General features: G+C 43.8%; 16 protein-coding genes and 1 other RNA gene. 9 read left to right on the top strand and 8 right to left on the bottom strand.

The genetic code is table 11. The annotated features are described in order from the left end of the window. The first annotated feature begins 158 nt into the window (after window positions 1-158). From V7R42_RS08900 to V7R42_RS08870, 7 genes are all read left to right on the top strand, one after another. Entirely contained in the window at window positions 159-1,436 is a 1,278-nt protein-coding gene (locus tag V7R42_RS08900) for an efflux RND transporter periplasmic adaptor subunit (protein WP_334019824.1), read from the top strand. Further along, window positions 1,436-4,558, top strand: a complete 3,123-nt coding sequence (locus V7R42_RS08895; protein ID WP_334019823.1) for an efflux RND transporter permease subunit — start codon at window positions 1,436-1,438, stop codon at window positions 4,556-4,558. The genes V7R42_RS08900 and V7R42_RS08895 overlap by 1 nt, the downstream gene beginning before the upstream one ends. Window positions 4,559-4,721: 163 nt before the next feature. Next, window positions 4,722-5,432, top strand: a complete 711-nt coding sequence (locus tag V7R42_RS08890; protein ID WP_334019822.1) for an SIMPL domain-containing protein — start codon at window positions 4,722-4,724, stop codon at window positions 5,430-5,432. A gap of 254 nt (window positions 5,433-5,686) precedes the next feature. Beyond that, window positions 5,687-5,977, top strand: a complete 291-nt coding sequence (locus V7R42_RS08885) for a DUF1289 domain-containing protein (RefSeq protein ID WP_334019821.1) — start codon at window positions 5,687-5,689, stop codon at window positions 5,975-5,977. A gap of 41 nt (window positions 5,978-6,018) precedes the next feature. After that, window positions 6,019-6,843, top strand: coding sequence for an HDOD domain-containing protein (locus V7R42_RS08880; protein ID WP_334019820.1), 825 nt, complete (start codon window positions 6,019-6,021; stop codon window positions 6,841-6,843). Window positions 6,844-6,985: 142 nt separating this feature from the next. After that, window positions 6,986-7,789 (top strand): DUF481 domain-containing protein, encoded by an 804-nt coding sequence (locus V7R42_RS08875; protein ID WP_334019819.1) that lies wholly within the window; start codon window positions 6,986-6,988, stop codon window positions 7,787-7,789. Window positions 7,790-8,005: 216 nt separating this feature from the next. Beyond that, entirely contained in the window at window positions 8,006-8,764 is a 759-nt protein-coding gene (locus V7R42_RS08870; protein ID WP_334019818.1) for a DUF481 domain-containing protein, read from the top strand. A gap of 122 nt (window positions 8,765-8,886) precedes the next feature. Here the strand turns inward: V7R42_RS08870 and serA are convergent, their stop codons facing one another. The 8 genes from serA to ssrS form a co-directional block, all read right to left on the bottom strand. Further along, window positions 8,887-10,116 (bottom strand): phosphoglycerate dehydrogenase, encoded by a 1,230-nt coding sequence (serA, locus tag V7R42_RS08865; RefSeq protein ID WP_334019817.1) that lies wholly within the window; start codon window positions 10,114-10,116, stop codon window positions 8,887-8,889. 336 nt (window positions 10,117-10,452) lie between these two features. Then, window positions 10,453-11,109, bottom strand: a complete 657-nt coding sequence (gene rpiA, locus V7R42_RS08860; RefSeq protein WP_334019816.1) for a ribose-5-phosphate isomerase RpiA — start codon at window positions 11,107-11,109, stop codon at window positions 10,453-10,455. 227 nt (window positions 11,110-11,336) lie between these two features. Further along, window positions 11,337-12,167: a hypothetical protein gene (locus tag V7R42_RS08855; protein ID WP_334019815.1), complete on the bottom strand. Its 831-nt coding sequence runs from the start codon at window positions 12,165-12,167 to the stop codon at window positions 11,337-11,339. Between the two features lie 313 nt (window positions 12,168-12,480). Continuing rightward, window positions 12,481-13,113 (bottom strand): 5-formyltetrahydrofolate cyclo-ligase, encoded by a 633-nt coding sequence (locus V7R42_RS08850; protein ID WP_334019814.1) that lies wholly within the window; start codon window positions 13,111-13,113, stop codon window positions 12,481-12,483. Window positions 13,114-13,125: 12 nt separating this feature from the next. After that, entirely contained in the window at window positions 13,126-14,748 is a 1,623-nt protein-coding gene (locus V7R42_RS08845; protein WP_334019813.1) for an ATP-binding protein, read from the bottom strand. A 59-nt stretch (window positions 14,749-14,807) separates the two neighbouring features. Continuing rightward, complete coding sequence (locus tag V7R42_RS08840) at window positions 14,808-15,749, bottom strand: nucleoside hydrolase (RefSeq protein ID WP_334019811.1); 942 nt, start codon at window positions 15,747-15,749, stop codon at window positions 14,808-14,810. 22 nt (window positions 15,750-15,771) lie between these two features. Beyond that, window positions 15,772-16,668, bottom strand: coding sequence for a ribokinase (locus tag V7R42_RS08835; RefSeq protein ID WP_334019810.1), 897 nt, complete (start codon window positions 16,666-16,668; stop codon window positions 15,772-15,774). 21 nt (window positions 16,669-16,689) lie between these two features. Next, a non-coding RNA gene (ssrS, locus tag V7R42_RS08830) (6S RNA) lies at window positions 16,690-16,872 on the bottom strand. Window positions 16,873-17,466: 594 nt separating this feature from the next. On the opposite strand from ssrS, the gene V7R42_RS08825 reads away from it, so the two are divergent. Together V7R42_RS08825 and pepP are read left to right on the top strand one after the other, a co-directional pair. Next, a complete protein-coding gene (locus V7R42_RS08825) occupies window positions 17,467-18,033 on the top strand; it encodes a UPF0149 family protein (RefSeq protein ID WP_334019809.1) in 567 nt (188 codons plus the stop codon). Between the two features lie 75 nt (window positions 18,034-18,108). Beyond that, entirely contained in the window at window positions 18,109-19,428 is a 1,320-nt protein-coding gene (gene pepP / locus V7R42_RS08820) for a Xaa-Pro aminopeptidase (protein WP_334019808.1), read from the top strand. Window positions 19,429-19,575 lie beyond the last annotated feature (147 nt).

Below are 19,575 nucleotides of genomic sequence, written 5' to 3'. Positions count from 1 at the left end.
CTTTTACATTTTTAAAAGCAATTGTCTCTTTCAGCCCAAATGTAAATATATAACATCATGTGATGTGTTGCATATAAAAAGATAATTATTTTTATTGTTGGTGGCGATGCATAATGCGCGGCATCAAACTTTAGTTTAATTTTTAAGAGAATCTTGCAATGAAAACTTTTACCCGTTTATTGGCAATTGTAAGCCTAACTGCGCTTGTCGCTGCATGCGGTGGTGACGAGCAGGATCCAAGTCGATCAATGAGTGCTGGCGCGAATGCTGGTATTCCTGTTGATGTGGCTACCGTGGTGTCTCAGCGTCTAACCGAGTGGGATAATTTTACCGGACGTTTAGAATCGCCACATATTGTTGCACTTCGCCCTCGTGTGTCGGGCTATATTGACTTTGTTGCATTTGACGAAGGTGAGTACGTCGAACAAGGGCAAACGTTGTTCTTAATTGATAACCGGACGTTTAAGGCGGAGGTTGACCGTCTAACCGCTCAACTTGAAGAAGCCAAAAGCCGAGTAAAACTAGCCGAGCAAAACTATAATCGTGCATTTAAACTACGCAAAACCCAAGCAGTATCTGAGGAAGTGCTCGACGCCCGTTCAGCTGAAAAAAACCAAGCACTGGCAAGCTTAAACCAAACCCAAGCTGCACTTGAAGTAGCCCGCCTGAATCGCGGCTTTGCCCGTGTTGAAGCCCCCATTTCTGGACGTGTATCGCGTGCCAATATCACAGAGGGTAACTTTGTTACCGCAGGACAAACTGAGCTAACTCGCATCGTATCGACCGACCGTTTATATGCGTATTTTGATATTGATGAGCAGACCTACCTAAACTACCTAACCGATAAATCAACGGCTTCAACAGCAGTGAGCGAGCAGCCGGTAGCGATGCGCCTTGCTAACGAGTCTGATTATAACCACTGGGGTCAAATCGATTTTATCGACAACCAGGTTAACGGTAGCACCGGTACACTTCGCGTTCGCGCTGTATTTAATAACGAAGAAGGGCGTTTAATACCAGGATTATTTGCACACTTAAAATTGGCGGGTGATACGAACGATCAGGGCATTCTTGTTAAAGAAAAAGCGATCGGCACAGACCTCAATAATAAGTTTGTACTGGTTGTAAACGACGAAAATAAAGTGGAATACCGCGCAGTTAAGCTAGGTGACAAAGTGGGCAGCATGCGCATTATCACCAGTGGCTTAAATGCGAACGACACCATTGTGGTTGATGGTTTACAGCGCGTTCGCCCTGGTGCCCAAGTTGCCGCTAACGAAGTGCCTATGGGTGATGAAGATGCACTGGCAAATTTATCTAGCTGGCAGTCACAAGTTGATAATGCTGCACAAGTAACCCAAAACATGGCACAGGTTGAAGATGTTTTATCTGGTGGTTCATTTGCCACAGGTACAGCAACAGCAGGTCTTAAGTAATGAACATCTCGCAGTTTTTCATTAGCCGCCCGATTTTTGCGGGCGTGCTTTCCCTACTTATTTTTATAGGTGGTGCAATTGCTGTGTGGCAACTGCCTATCACTGAATACCCTGAAGTAGTGCCGCCTACCGTGGTGGTAACTGCGAATTACCCTGGTGCAAACCCAGAAGTTATCGCCGAAACAGTCGCAACGCCGCTAGAGCAAGAAATTAACGGTGTTGAAAACATGTTGTATATGTCATCACAGGCTACCAGTGATGGCCGTATGACGCTAACGATCACGTTTGCTATTGGTACAGACCCAGACGAAGCTACAACGCTGGTACAAAACCGTGTAAATCGCGCTACACCGCGTTTACCTCAAGAAGTACAGCGCTTAGGTGTAGTAACTGAGAAGTCGTCACCAGACTTAACCATGGTGGTGCATTTAACGTCGCCTGATAATCGTTATGACATGCTGTATCTTTCAAACTATGCTGACCAGTTTGTTAAAGATGAGCTAGCGCGAATCAATGGCGTAGGGCAAGTGCGTCTGTTCGGTGCCGGTGAGTTCAGCATGAGAGTGTGGTTAGATCCTAACAAACTGGCTGCACTCCAGTTAAACCCTGGCGATGTGGCAGCTGCTATTGCCGACCAAAACCAGCAAGCGGCGGCGGGTAGCTTAGGCGCGCAGCCAACAGGTACCAGTGAATTTCAGCTGCTTATCAATGTGCGCGGTCGTTTAAAAGACGAAGCCGAATTTGAAAATATCATTGTTAAGTCAGGCGAAAATGGTGAAATAACGCGTCTCAAAGATGTTGCGCGTATTGAACTAGGTTCAGAGTTTTATGCACTGCGTTCACTGATTAACAATAACCCTGCGGCAGCGGTGCCGGTTTTCCAAGCACCAGGCTCCAACGCAATCCAAATTTCAGATGATGTTCGCGCTCGTATGGCGGAACTGTCAAAGGCGTTCCCTGAAGGGCTAGAATACGAAATTGCTTACGACCCTACCGTATTTGTTCGCGGTTCGATTGAAGCGGTAATTAGTACACTTTTAGAAGCAGTATTGTTAGTTGTACTTGTTGTTGTACTGTTCTTACAAACATGGCGTGCGTCTATTATTCCACTCGTTGCTGTACCTATTTCTCTCGTGGGAACATTCGCTTTTATGCAGCTAATGGGCTTTTCACTAAATGCACTGTCGCTGTTTGGGCTAGTGTTGGCAATAGGTATTGTTGTGGACGACGCTATCGTTGTCGTCGAAAACGTTGAGCGTAATATCTCTGAAGGCAAAGCGCCGTTTGAGGCCACCGTGCAAGCAATGAAAGAAGTAACTGGCCCTATCATTGCCACAACACTGGTACTTGCTGCGGTATTCGTACCGACAGCTTTCATGAGCGGCTTAACCGGGCAGTTTTATAAGCAGTTTGCACTAACTATTACTATCTCTACGGTAATTTCTGCCATTAACTCGTTAACGCTAAGCCCTGCATTATCTGCATTGTTGTTGAAACCTCACGGTAAAGCGAATGACTGGTTAACCCGGTTAATGGACAAAGTGTTTGGACGCTTTGTGTTTTCACCGTTTAACCGTTTCTTTGATCGCAATTCAAAGCGCTACACCGGTGCTGTTGGGGGGCTTATTCGTAAAAGCAGTATCATCATGGTGCTTTACGCGGGTCTGCTTGGGCTTACTTACTTCCAGTTTGCCAATACACCAACGGGCTACGTTCCGCCGCAAGATAAGCAGTATTTAGTCGCCTTTGCTCAATTGCCAAATGCAGCAAGCTTGGACAGAACTGAAGAAGTGATCCGTGAAATGTCTCGTATTGCCATGGAACACCCTGGTGTTGAAGATGCGATAGCATTCCCTGGCCTAAATATTAATGGGTTTACCAATAGTCCAAGTTCAGGCGTGTTGTTTGCTACCCTGACTGACTTTGATAAAAGAACGACGCCTGAACTATCGGGTGGCGCCATTGCTGCCCAGCTTAACCAGAACTTTGGGTCTATAAAAGGTGCTTTTGTTGCGATATTCCCGCCGCCACCAGTAATGGGATTAGGCACGATTGGTGGCTTCCGTTTGCAGGTTGAAGACAGAGGAAACTTGGGTTTTGAAGAGCTTGAGCGTGTAACGCAAGAAGTGATTGGCAAAGCATGGGCACACCCAGCGCTTACTGATGCATTCACCAGCTTTACTGTTGCTGTACCTCAGCTAGATGTAGATGTAGATCGAGAAAAGGCGGTGAGTCAAGGTGTTAATATCGATACTTTGTTTACCACCATGCAAGGCTACTTAGGTTCATTGTACGTAAACGATTTCAACTTGTTCGGTAGAACCTATCAAGTAAATGTGCAAGCTGATGCTCAATACCGTCAGGATATTGAGAACATTACGCAGTTTAAAGTGCGTAATGCACAAGGTGAGATGATCCCGCTTGGCTCATTCTTGAACATTGAGCACAGTGCAGGCCCTGACCGTGTTATGCACTATAACGGATACGTTACCGCTGAAATTAACGGTGCAGCAGCGCCAGGCTACTCTTCTGACCAAGCGAAGGCAGCTATTGAAGAAATACTGGCTGAGACGCTACCACTTGGCATGACCTACGAGTGGACTGAGATCACCTATCAGCAAATATTAGCGGGTAATGCATCAGCATTTGTATTCCCATTAGTTGTGCTTTTAGTGTTCTTAGTACTGGCTGCACAATACGAAAGCCTGCGTTTGCCAATGGCAATTATATTGATTGTGCCAATGACCTTGCTGAGCGCACTTATTGGTGTGCAAGTTTACGGCGGCGACAATAATATCTTTACCCAAATAGGTTTGATTGTACTGGTTGGTCTTGCAACGAAGAACGCCATTCTTATTGTCGAGTTTGCCAAAGAACTCCAAGATAAGGGGATGGACGCGCTTTCGGCCATTAAAGAAGCAAGTCGCTTACGCCTTCGCCCAATATTAATGACATCCATTGCTTTTATCATGGGGGTACTGCCAATGGCGGTATCGACCGGTGCGGGCTCTGAAATGCGTCAGGCCATGGGGGTAGCGGTATTCTCAGGCATGATAGGTGTTACCGTATTTGGACTTATCCTAACCCCGGTATTTTATTACCTCATACAGCGTAAAGGTTAACTCTCCCGTCTACCCAAGCGTTGCCCTCTTAAGGGGCTCTTTAGGCCACTCATTTGAGTGGCCTTTTTTTTGCCATCATTAGTCAGTTTTTATCTCGTTTTGTGAAACTGAAAAGCTTATATTTGCTAGTATCCTGTTGAAAACAGACAGATTGGAGTTTCAAATGAAAATAGGTGCGGCAATAGTAATGGCGCTGGGCATGGTGATTGCGGTGTCTTTGCTGGGCGTTCAGGTATCTTCTGCCATGAATGATATGCAAACGTGGGACCGGGTGGTCACCGTAAAGGGATTGTCAGAGCGCGAATACATCGCTGATCAAGTCATTTGGCCTATTCAATTTGTAGATGCTGGCAATGATTTACCTCTGCTATATGAACATATAGAAAAAAATAGCCTGCTGGTGGCTAGCTTTTTGGAAGAGAAGGGCATTTCTGCTGAGAGCATTAGTATTGGAAAGCCTGAAATAAATGACAAGTTAGCGCAGCAATATGGAAGCAGTGAAAAAGCGCCTTTTCGCTACAGCGCTATCCAAACCGTTACCGTTTTCTCTGATGATGTTGAAAAGGTGCGTGAACTTATGCAGCAAATTGGCGAGCTAATTAAAACCGGCATTGTATTATCAGACCAAAGCTACCGCGCTCAGCCCGACTATGTGTTTACTCGCTTAAACGAAGTAAAACCTGAAATGATTGAAGAAGCTACGCTCAATGCAAGGGAAGTTGCGGAAAAATTTGCCAAAGATTCTAAAAGTACGTTGGGCAAAATAAAGCGTGCCAATCAAGGGCAGTTCAGTATTTCCAGTCGCGACAATCATCATCCACACGTTAAAAAAGTGCGCGTGGTGTCTACTATCGAATACACACTCATCGATTAGAACTTCAGGCTTTTGAGAAACGTAAAGCAGTCAATAGACCGTGTTTCGTGCTATGCTCTTTGGTATTTGAAGGGCCAGTGAGTCGAGTTGCATAGTTCTAAAGCATTATGGCTTAAATACTTTACTGCCAATGTCTAGTGGTTAAATGTTAGGATATGCGTTTTAATTTATAAGAACTAGCACGCGATTGCTGCTTGCTTGGTAATCAAGCGTTTTTGGTATTCGTTTCACCTTTTAAAGGGTATGCCACTGACATGACGGAACAAAAATCACAATCCCAACAGCTGGAGTTTTTTGAAATTCCAAGTCCTTGTATTGGTGTGTGTGAGTCTGGTCCGCGAGGGTTTTGTAAAGGATGTTATCGAAGTCGCGATGAGCGCCTGTACTGGCTTCAGGTTGACGATGCGACCAAACGAAAAATAATTAGTGCCTGTGCGCGGCGTAAAAAAGCTGTGCTGATGCGCGCTCGCAAGCAACAGCAAAAGGAGATGGGGGAGTCAATCGGTCAGTTTACGCTGTTTGATGATCCGCCAAGTTCAGAATAAGCGGCCTTAAGTTAGTAAAAAAGTAGACTGAGAGTTTCTAGATGTCGTTAGATAAGTATGTTTCGTATGCTGCGAAATCATTTACGTTACCGGATATTTGCGTGCGCTTGCGTTCAACGATAGACGATCCCCGTTCCAGTGCAGAAGATATTGGGGCACTTATTAGTGCTGATCCTTCCCTTACTGCAAAGGTTCTTAGACTGGCGAACAGCTCGCTGTTTCGCTTTCCGTGTCAAGTAGAGTCTGTTGCCAAAGCAATCAGCGTAATTGGAGGGGAGGCCCTATATAATTTGGTCATTGCGGAAACTGCCAGCACGGCATTTAAACGCTTTGAGACCAAGTTAATAGATTTAGACAAGCATTGGTATGCGTCAGTGTACTGTGGCATGGTGGCCAAAAGTCTTGCTATGAGGCTTAACGTGCGCGGAGCGGAACGTTTCTTCGTAATGGGAATATTGCAAAACTTAAGTGAATTGGTCGTCGCCAAGAAAGAAACCAAACGCTATGAGTCATACTTGAATGCTGACCAGAAAACGTCACCACACGTTAACCAGTTGGAACATTTCGGTTTTACGTTCGCTCAATGCAGCGGTATCATACTAGAAAATTGGCACATACCTCTTGGGTTGTACTATCCGGTTGCGTTCATGAACGATGAAGCTAAACATAAAACGGATGTAGATGTCTGCGTATTGTGTTTGGCGAATCGAATTACTGTAAGTCAGTTGAATAAAGAAAATTACGGTGATATTGAACTTTTTACCCATGATATAGCCAATACAGTAGGTCTTAACATGGAAGTGATAAGTAATTCAGTTGAGTATGCTGAACAAGAAACGGCAAAAATTGCGTCGCTTATTCACTGAGCTTTCGGTGCGACAGGTGCGACAATTCCGTTACTTTACTGATAATTAGCAATGCGTATTAAAGCTCATCCAGAGGATTAGGGTAACAAGCGTCGTTATAAGACGTAATCTAAAAACTATAAAGTTCAACGTAAACCAGATTATGTTCAAAAAAATCTTCCGTCCAAGCATTGTTGTTGGCATTGTTTGCTGTTGCATGTGTACGCCTGCAAGCGCGAGGGATCTTATCCGAACCCTCTATCACGCTGATTTCACGCCCGACACGGATGATGAAATTCCCCGTTTTACGTTAGATGGTGAACTAGGTTTACTTGTAAATACCGGGAATACCTCAGCAGCAAGTGTGAAAGCCGCTGTAAACGCAGACCACGAAACGGAAAATTGGAGCAGTATCTATTTCGCGGAATTGCTCTATAAGGAAAGTGGCACGCCAACGACAGAGCGAGATGTTAGTGCACAGCGCTTTTTCTCAAGCGCGCAGTTTGACTATAAGTTACTTACCCCTGGTCGTCGTCTTTTTATGTATGGTGATTATGAAGACGATCAGTTTAACGGCTATGATCACCGTGCTTCGCTTGCAGCGGGCTGGTCGCAGCGGCTTTGGCGTGATGAATACAGTGAGTTTCGCTATAGCATTGGTCCCGGCTACAGCTTTATTGAAGTAGAAGAAGATAATAACAACGTGGTAAACGATGGCATCATCGTTAGGGCGTCCGCTGAATATAAATATCGCTGGAGTTCTGGTGCTAAGCTTAGACAGTTTGTTAGCACAGAAGCGGGTGAAGAAAACATGAAATCGCGGTCCGAAACGTCGCTTTCGGCAAACGTATTCGGCTCACTGGCTATGAAGTTATCCTTCATATTAAATCATGAAACTGACACTGCCGAAGATGTGGCCGCTCTGAGCACTGAAACCTCTGTGGCGCTGGTCTATCAATTTTTCTAGTTAATTAGTGTAAATTAACGGTTTATCTTTGGCTTTTTTACCGTGCTCGCATTGACTGAGCGCGTTGAAAATGTACACTGCACACCATTGTTTTTAGTGCTTTCAGCTTTGCTGCAGTGTCTAGCCACTCTCTTTAAATAAACGCGTGTTGTACCACCTTGCATTTCAAAAGGTTTCGAGTACAACGAATGGACTGATAATCAATAGGATTGTTCAATGAAAAAGCAAGTGTTTGCATCCTTAGTTGCAATTTCTCTTTCTCCCGCCGCTTTCGCTCAAGATGATGAAGTGAAGCCTTTTACGATGGAAGGTGAACTAGGTTTTATTTCGACGTCAGGTAACACTGAAACAACGTCGATTAGTGCGGGGATACAAGCTCACCAAGAACTTGAAAATTGGAGCAACGACTACGTTTTAAAAGGTCTGTACAAACGAGAAACGGTACAACAGGAAAATGATGCAGGCGAGCAAGAAGATGTCGAGTTCACCTCTGCGCAGAAGTTCTTTGGCTCAGCCCAAGGAAACTATAAGTTAGAAAATCCTGATAATCGTTTATTCGGCTTCGCGTCATATGAAGACGATCGCTTTAGCAACTTTAATTACCAGTCTACAATAGCTGCGGGTTGGAACCAAAAGTTACTTGAGAACAAGCGCCATACGCTTGAATATTCAATAGGTCCTGGTTACTCGTTCATTGAAACTCAAGATGGTGAAAATCTTGACAGTGTTATTGTTCGTGCGTCATCGGCGTATTCTTGGAAAATTTCCGATACCGCTAAATTTACTCAAACAGTGAGTACCGAAGTTGGTTCTGACAACACGAAATCTCGTGCTGAATCAGCGCTTACCGCTACAATCAGCGGCAACCTTTCAATGCGACTTTCTTTTAAGCTAGATCACAACACGAATGTTGAAGACGACGTTGAGAAACTAGACACAGAAACCGCAGTTAGCTTAGTTTACAACTTCTTCTAAGCCAGTAATTCGTCGAGCTCATCATGAGGAGCTGGGCACTTCAAAGCATTGAAGTAAAATCACAGTCAAAAAAAACGCTGCACAATGTGCAGCGTTTTTGTTTAAGCTTTTAACATTTCTACTTAATGAAGAATTCGTGTCTTAATTGTGCCATCAATTTGTTGAAGCTCTGCTAGTGCCTCATAACCACGGTCTTCCTTAACATCGACTACCACATAACCAATTTCCGCATTAGTTTGTAGATACTGAGCTTCAATGTTAATGCCTTTCTCTGCAAACGCTTGGTTAATTTGAGTAAGAATGCCCGGCTGGTTTTTGTGTACGTGCAGTAGGCGTGAACGACCAGTATGTTCCGGCAGCGATACTTCAGGGAAGTTAACGGCCGACAATGTAGAGCCATTGTCGCTGTATTTTGCTAATTTACCTGCCACTTCAATACCAATGTTCTCTTGCGCCTCTTGAGTACTCCCTCCTACATGCGGGGTAAGAATAACGTTATCAAATGCGCGAAGTGGCGATTCAAATTCTTCCGTATTAGACTTAGGCTCAACGGGGAATACATCAATAGCAGCGCCATTAAGGTGACCACTTTCTAATGCCTTAGCAAGTGCATCAATATCTACCACGGTACCGCGAGATGCGTTAATCAGAATGCTGCCTTTTTTCATTTGAGACAATTCTTTTTCACCAATCATATCTTGAGTCTGTGGTGTTTCAGGAACATGAAGTGAAACTACATCAGAAGTATTAAGCAGCTTTTCAAGTGACTTCACTTGTGCAGAGTTACCTAGCACAAGCTTGTCTTCAATATCGAAAAATTGAACACGCATACCTAGGTGTTCAGCAAGAATACTAAGCTGGGTACCTATATGACCATAGCCAATGATACCAAGCGTTTTTCCGCGGGCTTCATATGATCCTAACGCCGTTTTTTCCCACTCACCACGGTGAGCCTTGGCATTTTTACTCGGTACTTGGCGAAGTAAAAGAATAATTTGGCCGAGTACAAGTTCCGCAACCGAACGAGTGTTAGAAAATGGCGCGTTAAACACTGGAATGCCGCGACGTTGTGTAGCTTCAAGATCAACTTGGTTGGTGCCTATACAGAAACAGCCGATGGCCACAAGTTTTTGTGCTGCTTCGACTACTTTCTCTGTAATTTGAGTACGCGAGCGAATACCGACAAAATGGGCGTCTTTAATCTTCTCAATTAACTCGTCTTCAGGAAGAGAGGTCTTGAGAAATTCAATATTGCTATACCCATTGCTTTTTAGTGTTTCCAAAGCACTTTGGTGAACACCTTCCAACAACAAAATTCGGATCTTATCCTTCTCTAATGAAACTTTGCTCATGAACTCGCTATCTCTCACTGATGAAATTTGATTTACTTGTCTCGCCAATCCAGTGCTTACAGGGCCCCTGACTGTATAAACACGTAGCTGTGTCATACCCTGCAATACATTGCAGCCCTGAAAGTCTAGCTTCAGCGTAATTGCTTCCAAGCTTTTATAATCGCGTTGATTGCTTTCGTTACTAAGGAATTAAACCTCAAGTTACGTAAACGTTAAGGCGCCCATGCTTAGTCTTGAAGACATCTAGACGTCTAAACGGAAATTAACAGAAAACGCGCTAAGTTGAAAGTAGAATTTTGTATAGCTTTTCACCGCACTATACGCCGAATCTAGGTATCACTTTACGATCTCAACACCATTGGCTGTGGCGCTTAGCACTATATCAGCGCCTCGTAGTGCGAAAATACCGTTAGTTACTACGCCCGGAATATTATTTATCTTTTGTTCTAGCTCGCGGGGATTCAGTATCTCGAGGTTGTGAACATCTAAAATAACGTTGCCGTTATCGGTTACAACACCTTGTCGATATTCAGGATCACCGCCAAGTTTTACCAACTCGCGCGCTACAAAAGAGCGAGCCATTGGAATTACCTCAACGGGAAGGGGAAAAGTGCCCAACACGGGTACGCGTTTGCTTTCATCAACAATACATACAAACGTGGTCGCAGCACCGGCTACAATTTTCTCGCGGGTGAGTGCAGCGCCTCCGCCCTTTATCATGTGCTTGTGTTCGGTTACCTCATCAGCCCCATCGATATAGACCGAAAGGTTGCTGACTTCGTTTAACTCGAACACTTCAATGCCTAACGCTTTTAGACGCTCGGTAGAAGCTTCCGAACTTGATACTGCACCTTCAATTTTGTGCTTAATGTTACCGAGTTCTTCAATAAAGAAATTTACGGTAGAACCTGTACCCACACCGACAATGCTGTCTGGTTCCACATAGTCGATGGCTGCTTTGGCTACGGCTTGTTTTTTTGCGTTCTGATCCATGGTCAATCTCTTTGTAAGGTTTCGTTGAGTGTACCGCAAAGTTTGTTTCGAACCTATAGGCGAGCAAAAACCTTATGTAATGTACTGAAAAGAATGAAATCGACACTATGGTTAGGATTTTTGTTTATCCTCTATAAATATACCCACAATTTATGTGGGTATATGGATTGGTTTTTAGGCAATAAATAGGATTGCGCTAAACTGTAAAAGAGTAAATGGTCGCTTTATTAATCTTGTTTTGGCTGAAGTGCAAACCATAATGCAAAGCATGTTTCACCCTTAACGTACTCTCCCCCCATTTCTTCTTTACAGTTACGTCCGTTTATAAGCGCGCCATTTATTGTATTGATAAGTGAAACTGATTCTGCATATTCTATGCTTCCATAACCAATTTCTATGTTCGCTCGACCAATATAAAGCTGTGTTTCCTCGTCTACCAATCGTATCTCGTCACGAATTCCCTGAAGAATAGGTAATATTGTCTCAGAATAGTTAAGCAGTACAGCAGGCTTTCCATCAAAAAGGCTATTTTCAACTTTGTATACTTCCGCCGCCACAGCATCAATAGAAACTAATCCAGAAACACCATCAACGATCCCTGAAAGAGGACCACCAAGAAGAGGAATAAGATCGGTAATATCCGTTACGCCGTCTAGAAGGTTCTGCACAAGAGGAAGCATGCGGTTATCTAGCATAACCTTGTTTCCTGAATTCTTATAAAAGGTTTTTCCACCCCAAAGCTGTGCCATTACATCGTTAGTCACTTGAGAGTTAATGCGTCCAATTGGAAAGCCAACATACTCTTGAGCCTCTCTTCTGGACAACCCATCACCCGGACTGGTTGTATCAGATAAAAACAGGGGGGCTGCATTGGTGAAAAGTTGTTCTAATCGATTCTCGCTTAACATATTGGCATTATTAAGATTTTCAATATCTTCAATTAAAATTTGGCCATCGCCATCAAAATCAAAATAGGTATCGTTTGTTTGAGAAAAACTGAAAGTTGAGGTTACCAATGTAGTAAAAGCGATAGCTAACAACGAGCTTACTTTTGTCATTTTTTGTTCCTTTTTATTATCTTTTATGTAACAACGAATGTGTTGCCTGGTAAATGATAATGATTTGCATTATACTTTTTGTGCTTTTTAAGTAATGCTAGCTATATATAAGTATTTATTTAAATACCTAAAGGCTCAAACATCGGCTATTCCCTTAACCTTATGTGCACCTGCGATAAAAATGTTGGCTTAAAAAGAGCTGATAAAGCGGTGTTTGAGGCGTAGTATTACGTTTTTAAAATAAAGGAGAAAATGTAGCCGACTGCGATCTGTCTACGTGTGTCATGAGCGCGGAGTTGAAAGTTACAACAATTTAAAATTTCAGTATTCTTGTAGGCGTAACAATGACATCGAGGGGGATATCCCAATAGGCAACGGGCAGTGTATCAACTTCCTGTATATCGTGGGCAATACCAATAAGCGTAGGTTTGACCTCCACTCGTTGAGTAAAAGCGAGCGTTCTATCATAATAGCCGCCCCCCATACCAAGACGATGTCCTTTTTTATCAAACCCCACCAGCGGCATCAAAAATATATCAATATTTGGCGTAGGTATGACTTCAGAACACGCCAGTTCAGGTTCATTAATATTGTATTTATTAGTCACTAACCTTGTATACGGCGCATAGCGCAAAAAGAGTAAATGACCTTTATTCACCGGATGCAGCACGGGCAATGAAAAGGTGATATTGGGCAGAGATGTCCAGCAATGCGTAATGAACGCGTCTAAGTTTACCTCTCCATCATTTTCTAAATAAACGGCAATGTTACACTTTTTATCTTGGGAAACTATTGAGCGTAATTGTTTAGCAATAGCTTGTTGTGCATAACAGTATGCATCATTGCTTAACGATTTTCTCGCGTTGCGAAGCGTTTTTCTTAAAACAGCACGTGAATCTATTTCGTTTTGAAACGACATATTACTAGGGAAGGTTACATTCGCCATAGTGAGACCAATTTAATGCTCTCCTAGAAATTTATTGAGCATCTTCACCAGTAAACTACTATCGATAGGTTTGGTTAATATATCGTCTAATCCCTTCTCACGTAATGTTGTAGGGGTGGTAATAACATCAGCGGTTAGCGCTACTACGGGAAGCGAGGGATTGAAGCTCTTTATTTGTGACGTTGCTTCATCTCCTTGAATTCCCGGTAAATTCAAATCCATGAGCACTAAATCGACAGGGTTAGATTTTACATACTCTACGCCTTCTTCACCTGTTGGAACGATAGAAAACGTAAGCCCCAGTTTTTCAAATAAAGTCTTAATAACCACTTGGTTAATATAGTGATCTTCAACAACTAGAACGTTTATTGGCTTTTTAACGTTGAATTGTGCTAGCAAACTGCGTGGTTTCGCTTCTTCGAACTGGTTTGCATTCACGGAATCTGCCGGTAATGAAATACTCACCCGTGTGCCTTCGTTGAGTTTACTACTGATTTTAATTGAACCATCCATGAGTTCAACAAGACGTTTTGATATATTTAAGCCCAGTCCGGTTCCGCTAATTTGATGCGCGTTTTCCATTCGTTCAAAAGGGGTAAAAAGATATTTTTGATCATCTTCGCTCATGCCAATACCTTGATCAATAACATTAAAAATTACCTTACCGCTTTTGTATCTTACCTGCGCCTTTACTGACTTACCGTGATGCGTAAATTTGATCGCGTTTGACAGTAAATTGAGTGCGACCTGCCCAAATTTGGTGTCATCGAAAAATAACGATTCTGGTACAGCTTCATCAATACTGGTGCTAAATACAATACCGCTGTCTTCCGCGCGTATCTTAGTCAGCGAAAACAAGTGGGTGAAAAAGTCTTTAGTATTAACCGCGCGCGGCATCACACGCATCTTCCCTGCTTCTATTTGCTTGATATCAAGCACAGAGTTCACAATTTCCAGAAGTCTTTCTCCGCTTTTACTCACGTGAGAGAGTGGCGTAGTAAAAGCGGGGGGTAAATTCAACTTTTTCGCTTCGCCTTCAAGTAACTGGCTAAACGTATTTATGGCATTAAGGGGCGTTCTTATTTCGTGGCTCACGTAAGACAGAAAGTCAGATTTAAATTGGCTGGTGCGCTCTAATTCTCGGTTTTTGCGCTTTAGCTCTAAATGTGCCACCACCGACTTACTCAGGGTTTGAAGTGATACTTTTTGCGTGTCTGTCAGGGTTTTAGGTTTGCGGTCAATAGCGCAAAGCGTACCGATGGCATGACCCGAGGGTGTAATAAGCGGTGCGCCCGCATAGAAACGTATATCAGGCGAGCCTGTTACCAAAGGGTTATCATGAAATCGTGGGTCTAACGTGGCGTTAGGAATTTCAAACACTTCTTCTTGAAGAATTGCGTGAGAGCAAAAAGCAATTTCGCGCGAGGTTTCTTTTGCATCTAACCCCACTCGCGACTTAAACCACTGGCGGTCAGGGTCTATTAAGCTAATAAGCGCGATGGGGGTTTCGCAGATTTGCGAGGCAAGAGCTGTCAGGTCATCAAACAGTTGTTCCGCCTCAGTATCAAGCACATCATAGCTGAGTAGCTCGGTAAGACGTTCGTCCTCATTAACGGGGAGTGGAGCTGATTCCATTTTTTTAACCTGACGCTAGAACTAAAAAGGGATTGTATATTAACAATCCCTTAAACATATCATAGAGCGTAGGTGTCTATGAATAGTTGTTCCAGCTTTTTGTGGTCAACTTTGGTAGCAACCTTTATGGTATTCGCTTCATTCCAAAGTGGACTCGGTGTTGTACCTTTAGGCGCAACCACGGTTTGCCCTCTGTCAAGCGTACCCGTGCCAACGCGCACGTGACCTTCGGTTAGTTCAAAGAGCTCAGGGTGGCGAAGGTGGGCAATAGGGAATGCATCGTGGAAAAAGCACACGCGATCTTCACGATTTTGCGAATAGAAATCCATGTAGAACTGGGCGCTCTCTTTCACAAAGCCACCAAGCGTGTTGTTTTTCTCTTCAAGCTTTTCAACAAAGGCTGGCGAGAACGGCGTGAAGTTTGTGACATCCAGGCCAAACATGGTGAGTTCCCAATCTGCCGCGAATACGATTTCTGCTGCGTGAGCGTCATTCCAAATGTTTGCTTCTGCTACTGGCGTAACGTTACCGGGTACAAATGCCGCACCACCCATAATGCTCACACCTTTTACCAACTTGGGTAGTTCAGGCTCAAGGCGAAGTGCAAGAGCCAAGTTACCTAGTGGACCAATAGCAACAATGGTGATTTCGCCAGGGTACTTATGCGCCATATCAACAATAAACTGCGCAGAGCTACGCGGGTCAAGCTCGGTTTTAGGTGCTTCAGGTTTAATGTGGCCAAAGCCATGCTCACCGTGTACAAAATGTGCGTACGTTGACTCTGGGCCCACCCATGGCATTCCAACCCCTTTCGTTACAGGAATATCTTTGCCTGCAATTTCGCAAAGTGTCAGGGCGTTTTGCGCTGCCATGGTTACCGGTACGTTTCCGTAAACGGTCGTTAAGCCAAGTACTTCAATATCTGGCGATTGAAAAGCGAAAAAGATCGCCATTGCATCATCAATCCCCGGATCTGTATCTAATATGATCTTATGTGCCATTAAATTTTCTCAGTGCGTCTTGCTAGTTGGCGTGTTTCGCTAAGAAACGATCCACTTCTTTTTGTGTTGGAATACTCTGTGCCGCGCCTTCGCGAGTTACCGCAATGGCTGAAGCAGCGCATCCGCGACGCAATGCTTGTTTAGCATCGGTGTGGTTGCTGTATGCAGACAAGAAATAACCGATAAAGGTGTCGCCGGCAGCGGTGGTATCTACTGCGTCTACAGAGAATGCTTTTACTTCAACAACGTCGTTTTTACGCAGCATCATTACACCCGCTTTACCCAGTGTAATAATAACTTCGCTGTGTGACCACTGCTCTTTGAAGACTGTCACAATATCTTCAAGTTTCTCTTTACCTGTAATCGCAGCGGCTTCGGTTTCGTTTACAATGAGTAAATCGACACAGTCTAGCGGAAGCTGTTTGACCGACTCGCTCATGGGTGCTGGATTAAAGGCTACTTTAAGCTGCTTTTCTTTCGCTTGGCGAAGCACTTCTTCAATGCTGCTTGTTTCATTTTGGGTTAGTACCCAATCTAAAGGGCGCGTATCGTCTAACGCTTGCATTACGGTTTTAGCGGTAATGGTTTGGTTAGCACCACCAAATAAAACAATAGCGTTCTCGCCGCTTGGCGTAACTTGAATAATCGCGTGACCTGAAGGAACTTCTGAGCACTTAACGCCACGACAATCAACACCTTTTTTGATAAGTGCTTGTTTAAATGAGGCGTCATTTTCGTGAATACTGCCGACGTGTCTTACGTCAGCACCTGCTTGCGCTAAAGCAATAGACTGGTTTGCACCCTTACCACCTAACAAGGTTTGATAATGGGTAGAGGCCAACGTCTCACCAGGTTGTACAAAATGTTCTACCTGATAAACGTGGTCGATATTGATAGAGCCAAAATTTATTATTGCCATTTCTTCTTCCGTCGAAAGAGGGCGCTTCCCAGAATGCCGCTGTCCATGTTTCGCCCGTGAACCGAAAAGTTCAGGGCGGAAGTATCACAATTGCCGTAGGCTTCTCGATACGCGTCGAGCTTGCACAATAGCAGCTGTTTCAACTTCCTAGGTTTAAAGCATCGGCCAGGGACATGAATGAACTAGCAAACATCCCAGGAAACATTGTTGTTGTATTAACGCAACAGGGTATAACAAACGCGAGATCCAGTGAAGAGGATCACCTACAGCGCTTTATAACTATTTTGCGTGGTGATTATAAAAGCGGTAAAAAAAATATTACTTTTCTTGACCAATTGGTCAGCAATTATACACGCATATAAGAGAAGCTCAATAATAACCAATCAGCTAATTCAGGTATTAAACGCGAATGAACATCGTCATGCTGTTGCGAGAGGAATTCCGTATCCAACACCAGTGATCTTAGATGAAATCTTATTATGTTGCTAGCCGTACGACGACGAATTTAACTAAATAAACTCGAAAAAATACCGTTTGAACAGTGAGTAAGCAACGTTCTCCTCCCATTGTTTAAAGTGTGTACGTCACGGTACTGTTATTGCCGAAAGTATTATCTGTTGTTTATTCAACGTTGGGATAACGGCAGGGCAAAAGGAAGCGTTACACATTGATTTTTGCTACTATAAACTCCATCAAGAGATGACAGGATATAAGTCACCGCCAAAATAGACGGTAATGTACCACTATGTAAAAGTGGCGCTTGTATCTCAAACTATTTTAAACAAAAGAGAACGATTCGTGGAAAAACAGCTCGATTACGATAGCGTAAGTAATAAATTGTCTCAGCAAGGCGTTATTGTTGACGCAGCAGAAGTACATGGCATTCTGTGCGGTATGCTATGCGGCGGTATGTCCCTTACCGACCAAAAATGGCTGGAAGCGTTGAGTGAAACTATTAATCAAGGTGATGGGTTTAGCGATCCCACCAAGCACCTTTTAAATAGCCTTTTTAATCAAACCTGTCAGCAGCTTCTTGAGCCTGAATTCGCGCTCACTTTATTGCTTCCTGACGACCAAGCGCCCATAAATGATCGCGGGGCTGCACTAATAAACTGGGTGCAAGGTTTCATGCTTGGATTTGGTCTTCACCAACAAGATCTTATGCAATGCTCTGATGACGTAAAAGAAGCCCTTGAAGACTTTTCTGATATTTCACGTATGGAAGAGCCGATGGACGCAGATGAAGAGTCTGAAAAGGCGCTGTTTGAAGTTGAAGAATACGTAAAAATTTCAGCAATTTTATGCTTCAGTGAACTCGGGCAGTCGCTTCTAGATGATCAACAAGATACGCCATCCGTACATTAATAACTAACTGAAAGTATTAAAAGTGGCCGTAAGTCGCCATTCGTTTTACCGAGATTTTTTAGGGTTTTCTCTTTTATGATTAGTGCGCAAGAGTTTATTGCCAGGCAAGACCGACTGCTTGCACAGTGCGAGCCAAATAGTGTGTGTATTGTGCCTGCTGCAGCTATGGTGACCCGAAGTCGCGATACCGAATATACGTTCAGGCAAGATAGCGATTTTTGGTATCTGACAGGATTTGAAGAGCCCAGTGCTTGGTTGATATTGTCTAATCACCCTCGTTACGGTGAAAGTTATCGTGCAATGGTGGTACAAGAGAAAAACGAAAGTGCAGAAATTTGGCACGGCAAACGCTTGGGCGCTGAAGCTGCACTTGCTCGATTTAGCCTAGATGAAGCCTTTGAATTACAAGAACTTGAAGAGGCGTTGCTTGCGTCAATTCAGGGTCAAGACAATGTTTACTTTTCGCTAGGTCACAAGAAAGAAAACGATCTGTTATTTTCTGAAGCGTTAAACACTTTGCGCGACGCGCCTAAAGAGTCGCTGGCTCCCAGAGCGGTACACGACTTACAGCCTACCTTACACGAAATGCGATTATTCAAGTCTGCGTGTGAAGTGGCTATGATGAAGGCGGCATGTGAGATAAGCGCTCGTGCACACAAGCGGGCTATGCAGTTTGCTGCACCTGGTTGTTACGAGTACCAGCTAGAAGCTGAAATTCATCATGAGTTTGCCATGGCAGGGGCCCGCTCACCTGCTTACAGCACCATTGTGGGAAGCGGCGATAATGCTTGTATTTTGCACTACACGCAAAATAACGCGAAGATAAATGACGGCGATTTGATCTTGATCGATGCCGGCGCTGAATATCAAGGTTATGCTGCAGATATTACGCGAACGTTTCCTGCAACGGGTAAGTTTACACAAGCTCAGCGTGACATTTACACCGTTGTATTAAAAGCGCAAAAAAGCGTGTTAGACATGTTAGCACCTGGCGTTACGCTTTCCGAAGCTATGTTGCATAGTGTGGAAATTATTACTGAAGGCCTAGTTGACCTTGGCGTTCTTGAAGGTAGTGTGGCTGAAAACCTCGAAAATGAAACGTGGCGTCAGTTTTACATGCATGGTTTAGGGCATTATTTAGGGTTAGACGTGCATGATGTAGGTAACTACAAAATTGGCGGTGAAGACCGGCCATTAAAGCCCGGCATGGTGATAACCGTTGAGCCTGGCGTGTATATTAGCCAAGACAGTAACGCGCCAGAAAAGTATAAAGGCATTGGCGTACGCATTGAAGATGATGTAGTGATTACAGCCACAGGTGTCGATATTCTTACCGCAGATGCGCCAAAAGACATTGATGAGATTGAAGCACTCATGGCTGAAAGCAAAGCCTAATTGCCAAGGCTTGCTTGAGTTTACCAAGGTTTAAAAAACTGCGATAAATGTGAATTAAGCACCTTCATTTTTGAAGTACGCGAAAAATTAAGCTTTTAATACAAAGAAAAAATCTCTGAATTAACGCTTTAAAAAAAAGCCTCTGGG

Origin of the sequence: Alteromonas sp. S015 (assembly GCF_036864485.1) — a bacterium.
Classification (GTDB): domain Bacteria; phylum Pseudomonadota; class Gammaproteobacteria; order Enterobacterales; family Alteromonadaceae; genus Alteromonas.
This window is presented reverse-complemented; position numbering and strand designations above follow the sequence as displayed.

Excerpts from the sequence above, each read along its gene's own strand:
- V7R42_RS08900 (WP_334019824.1), top strand. The coding sequence starts at position 159 with ATGAAAACTTTTACCCGTTTATTGGCAATTGTAAGCCTAACTGCGCTT.
- V7R42_RS08895 (WP_334019823.1), top strand. The coding sequence starts at position 1,436 with ATGAACATCTCGCAGTTTTTCATTAGCCGCCCGATTTTTGCGGGCGTG.
- V7R42_RS08890 (WP_334019822.1), top strand. The coding sequence starts at position 4,722 with ATGAAAATAGGTGCGGCAATAGTAATGGCGCTGGGCATGGTGATTGCG.
- V7R42_RS08885 (WP_334019821.1), top strand. The coding sequence starts at position 5,687 with ATGACGGAACAAAAATCACAATCCCAACAGCTGGAGTTTTTTGAAATT.
- V7R42_RS08880 (WP_334019820.1), top strand. The coding sequence starts at position 6,019 with ATGTCGTTAGATAAGTATGTTTCGTATGCTGCGAAATCATTTACGTTA.
- V7R42_RS08875 (WP_334019819.1), top strand. The coding sequence starts at position 6,986 with ATGTTCAAAAAAATCTTCCGTCCAAGCATTGTTGTTGGCATTGTTTGC.
- V7R42_RS08870 (WP_334019818.1), top strand. The coding sequence starts at position 8,006 with ATGAAAAAGCAAGTGTTTGCATCCTTAGTTGCAATTTCTCTTTCTCCC.
- serA (WP_334019817.1), bottom strand. The coding sequence starts at position 10,116 with ATGAGCAAAGTTTCATTAGAGAAGGATAAGATCCGAATTTTGTTGTTG.
- rpiA (WP_334019816.1), bottom strand. The coding sequence starts at position 11,109 with ATGGATCAGAACGCAAAAAAACAAGCCGTAGCCAAAGCAGCCATCGAC.
- V7R42_RS08855 (WP_334019815.1), bottom strand. The coding sequence starts at position 12,167 with ATGACAAAAGTAAGCTCGTTGTTAGCTATCGCTTTTACTACATTGGTA.
- V7R42_RS08850 (WP_334019814.1), bottom strand. The coding sequence starts at position 13,113 with ATGGCGAATGTAACCTTCCCTAGTAATATGTCGTTTCAAAACGAAATA.
- V7R42_RS08845 (WP_334019813.1), bottom strand. The coding sequence starts at position 14,748 with ATGGAATCAGCTCCACTCCCCGTTAATGAGGACGAACGTCTTACCGAG.
- V7R42_RS08840 (WP_334019811.1), bottom strand. The coding sequence starts at position 15,749 with ATGGCACATAAGATCATATTAGATACAGATCCGGGGATTGATGATGCA.
- V7R42_RS08835 (WP_334019810.1), bottom strand. The coding sequence starts at position 16,668 with ATGGCAATAATAAATTTTGGCTCTATCAATATCGACCACGTTTATCAG.
- pepP (WP_334019808.1), top strand. The coding sequence starts at position 18,109 with ATGATTAGTGCGCAAGAGTTTATTGCCAGGCAAGACCGACTGCTTGCA.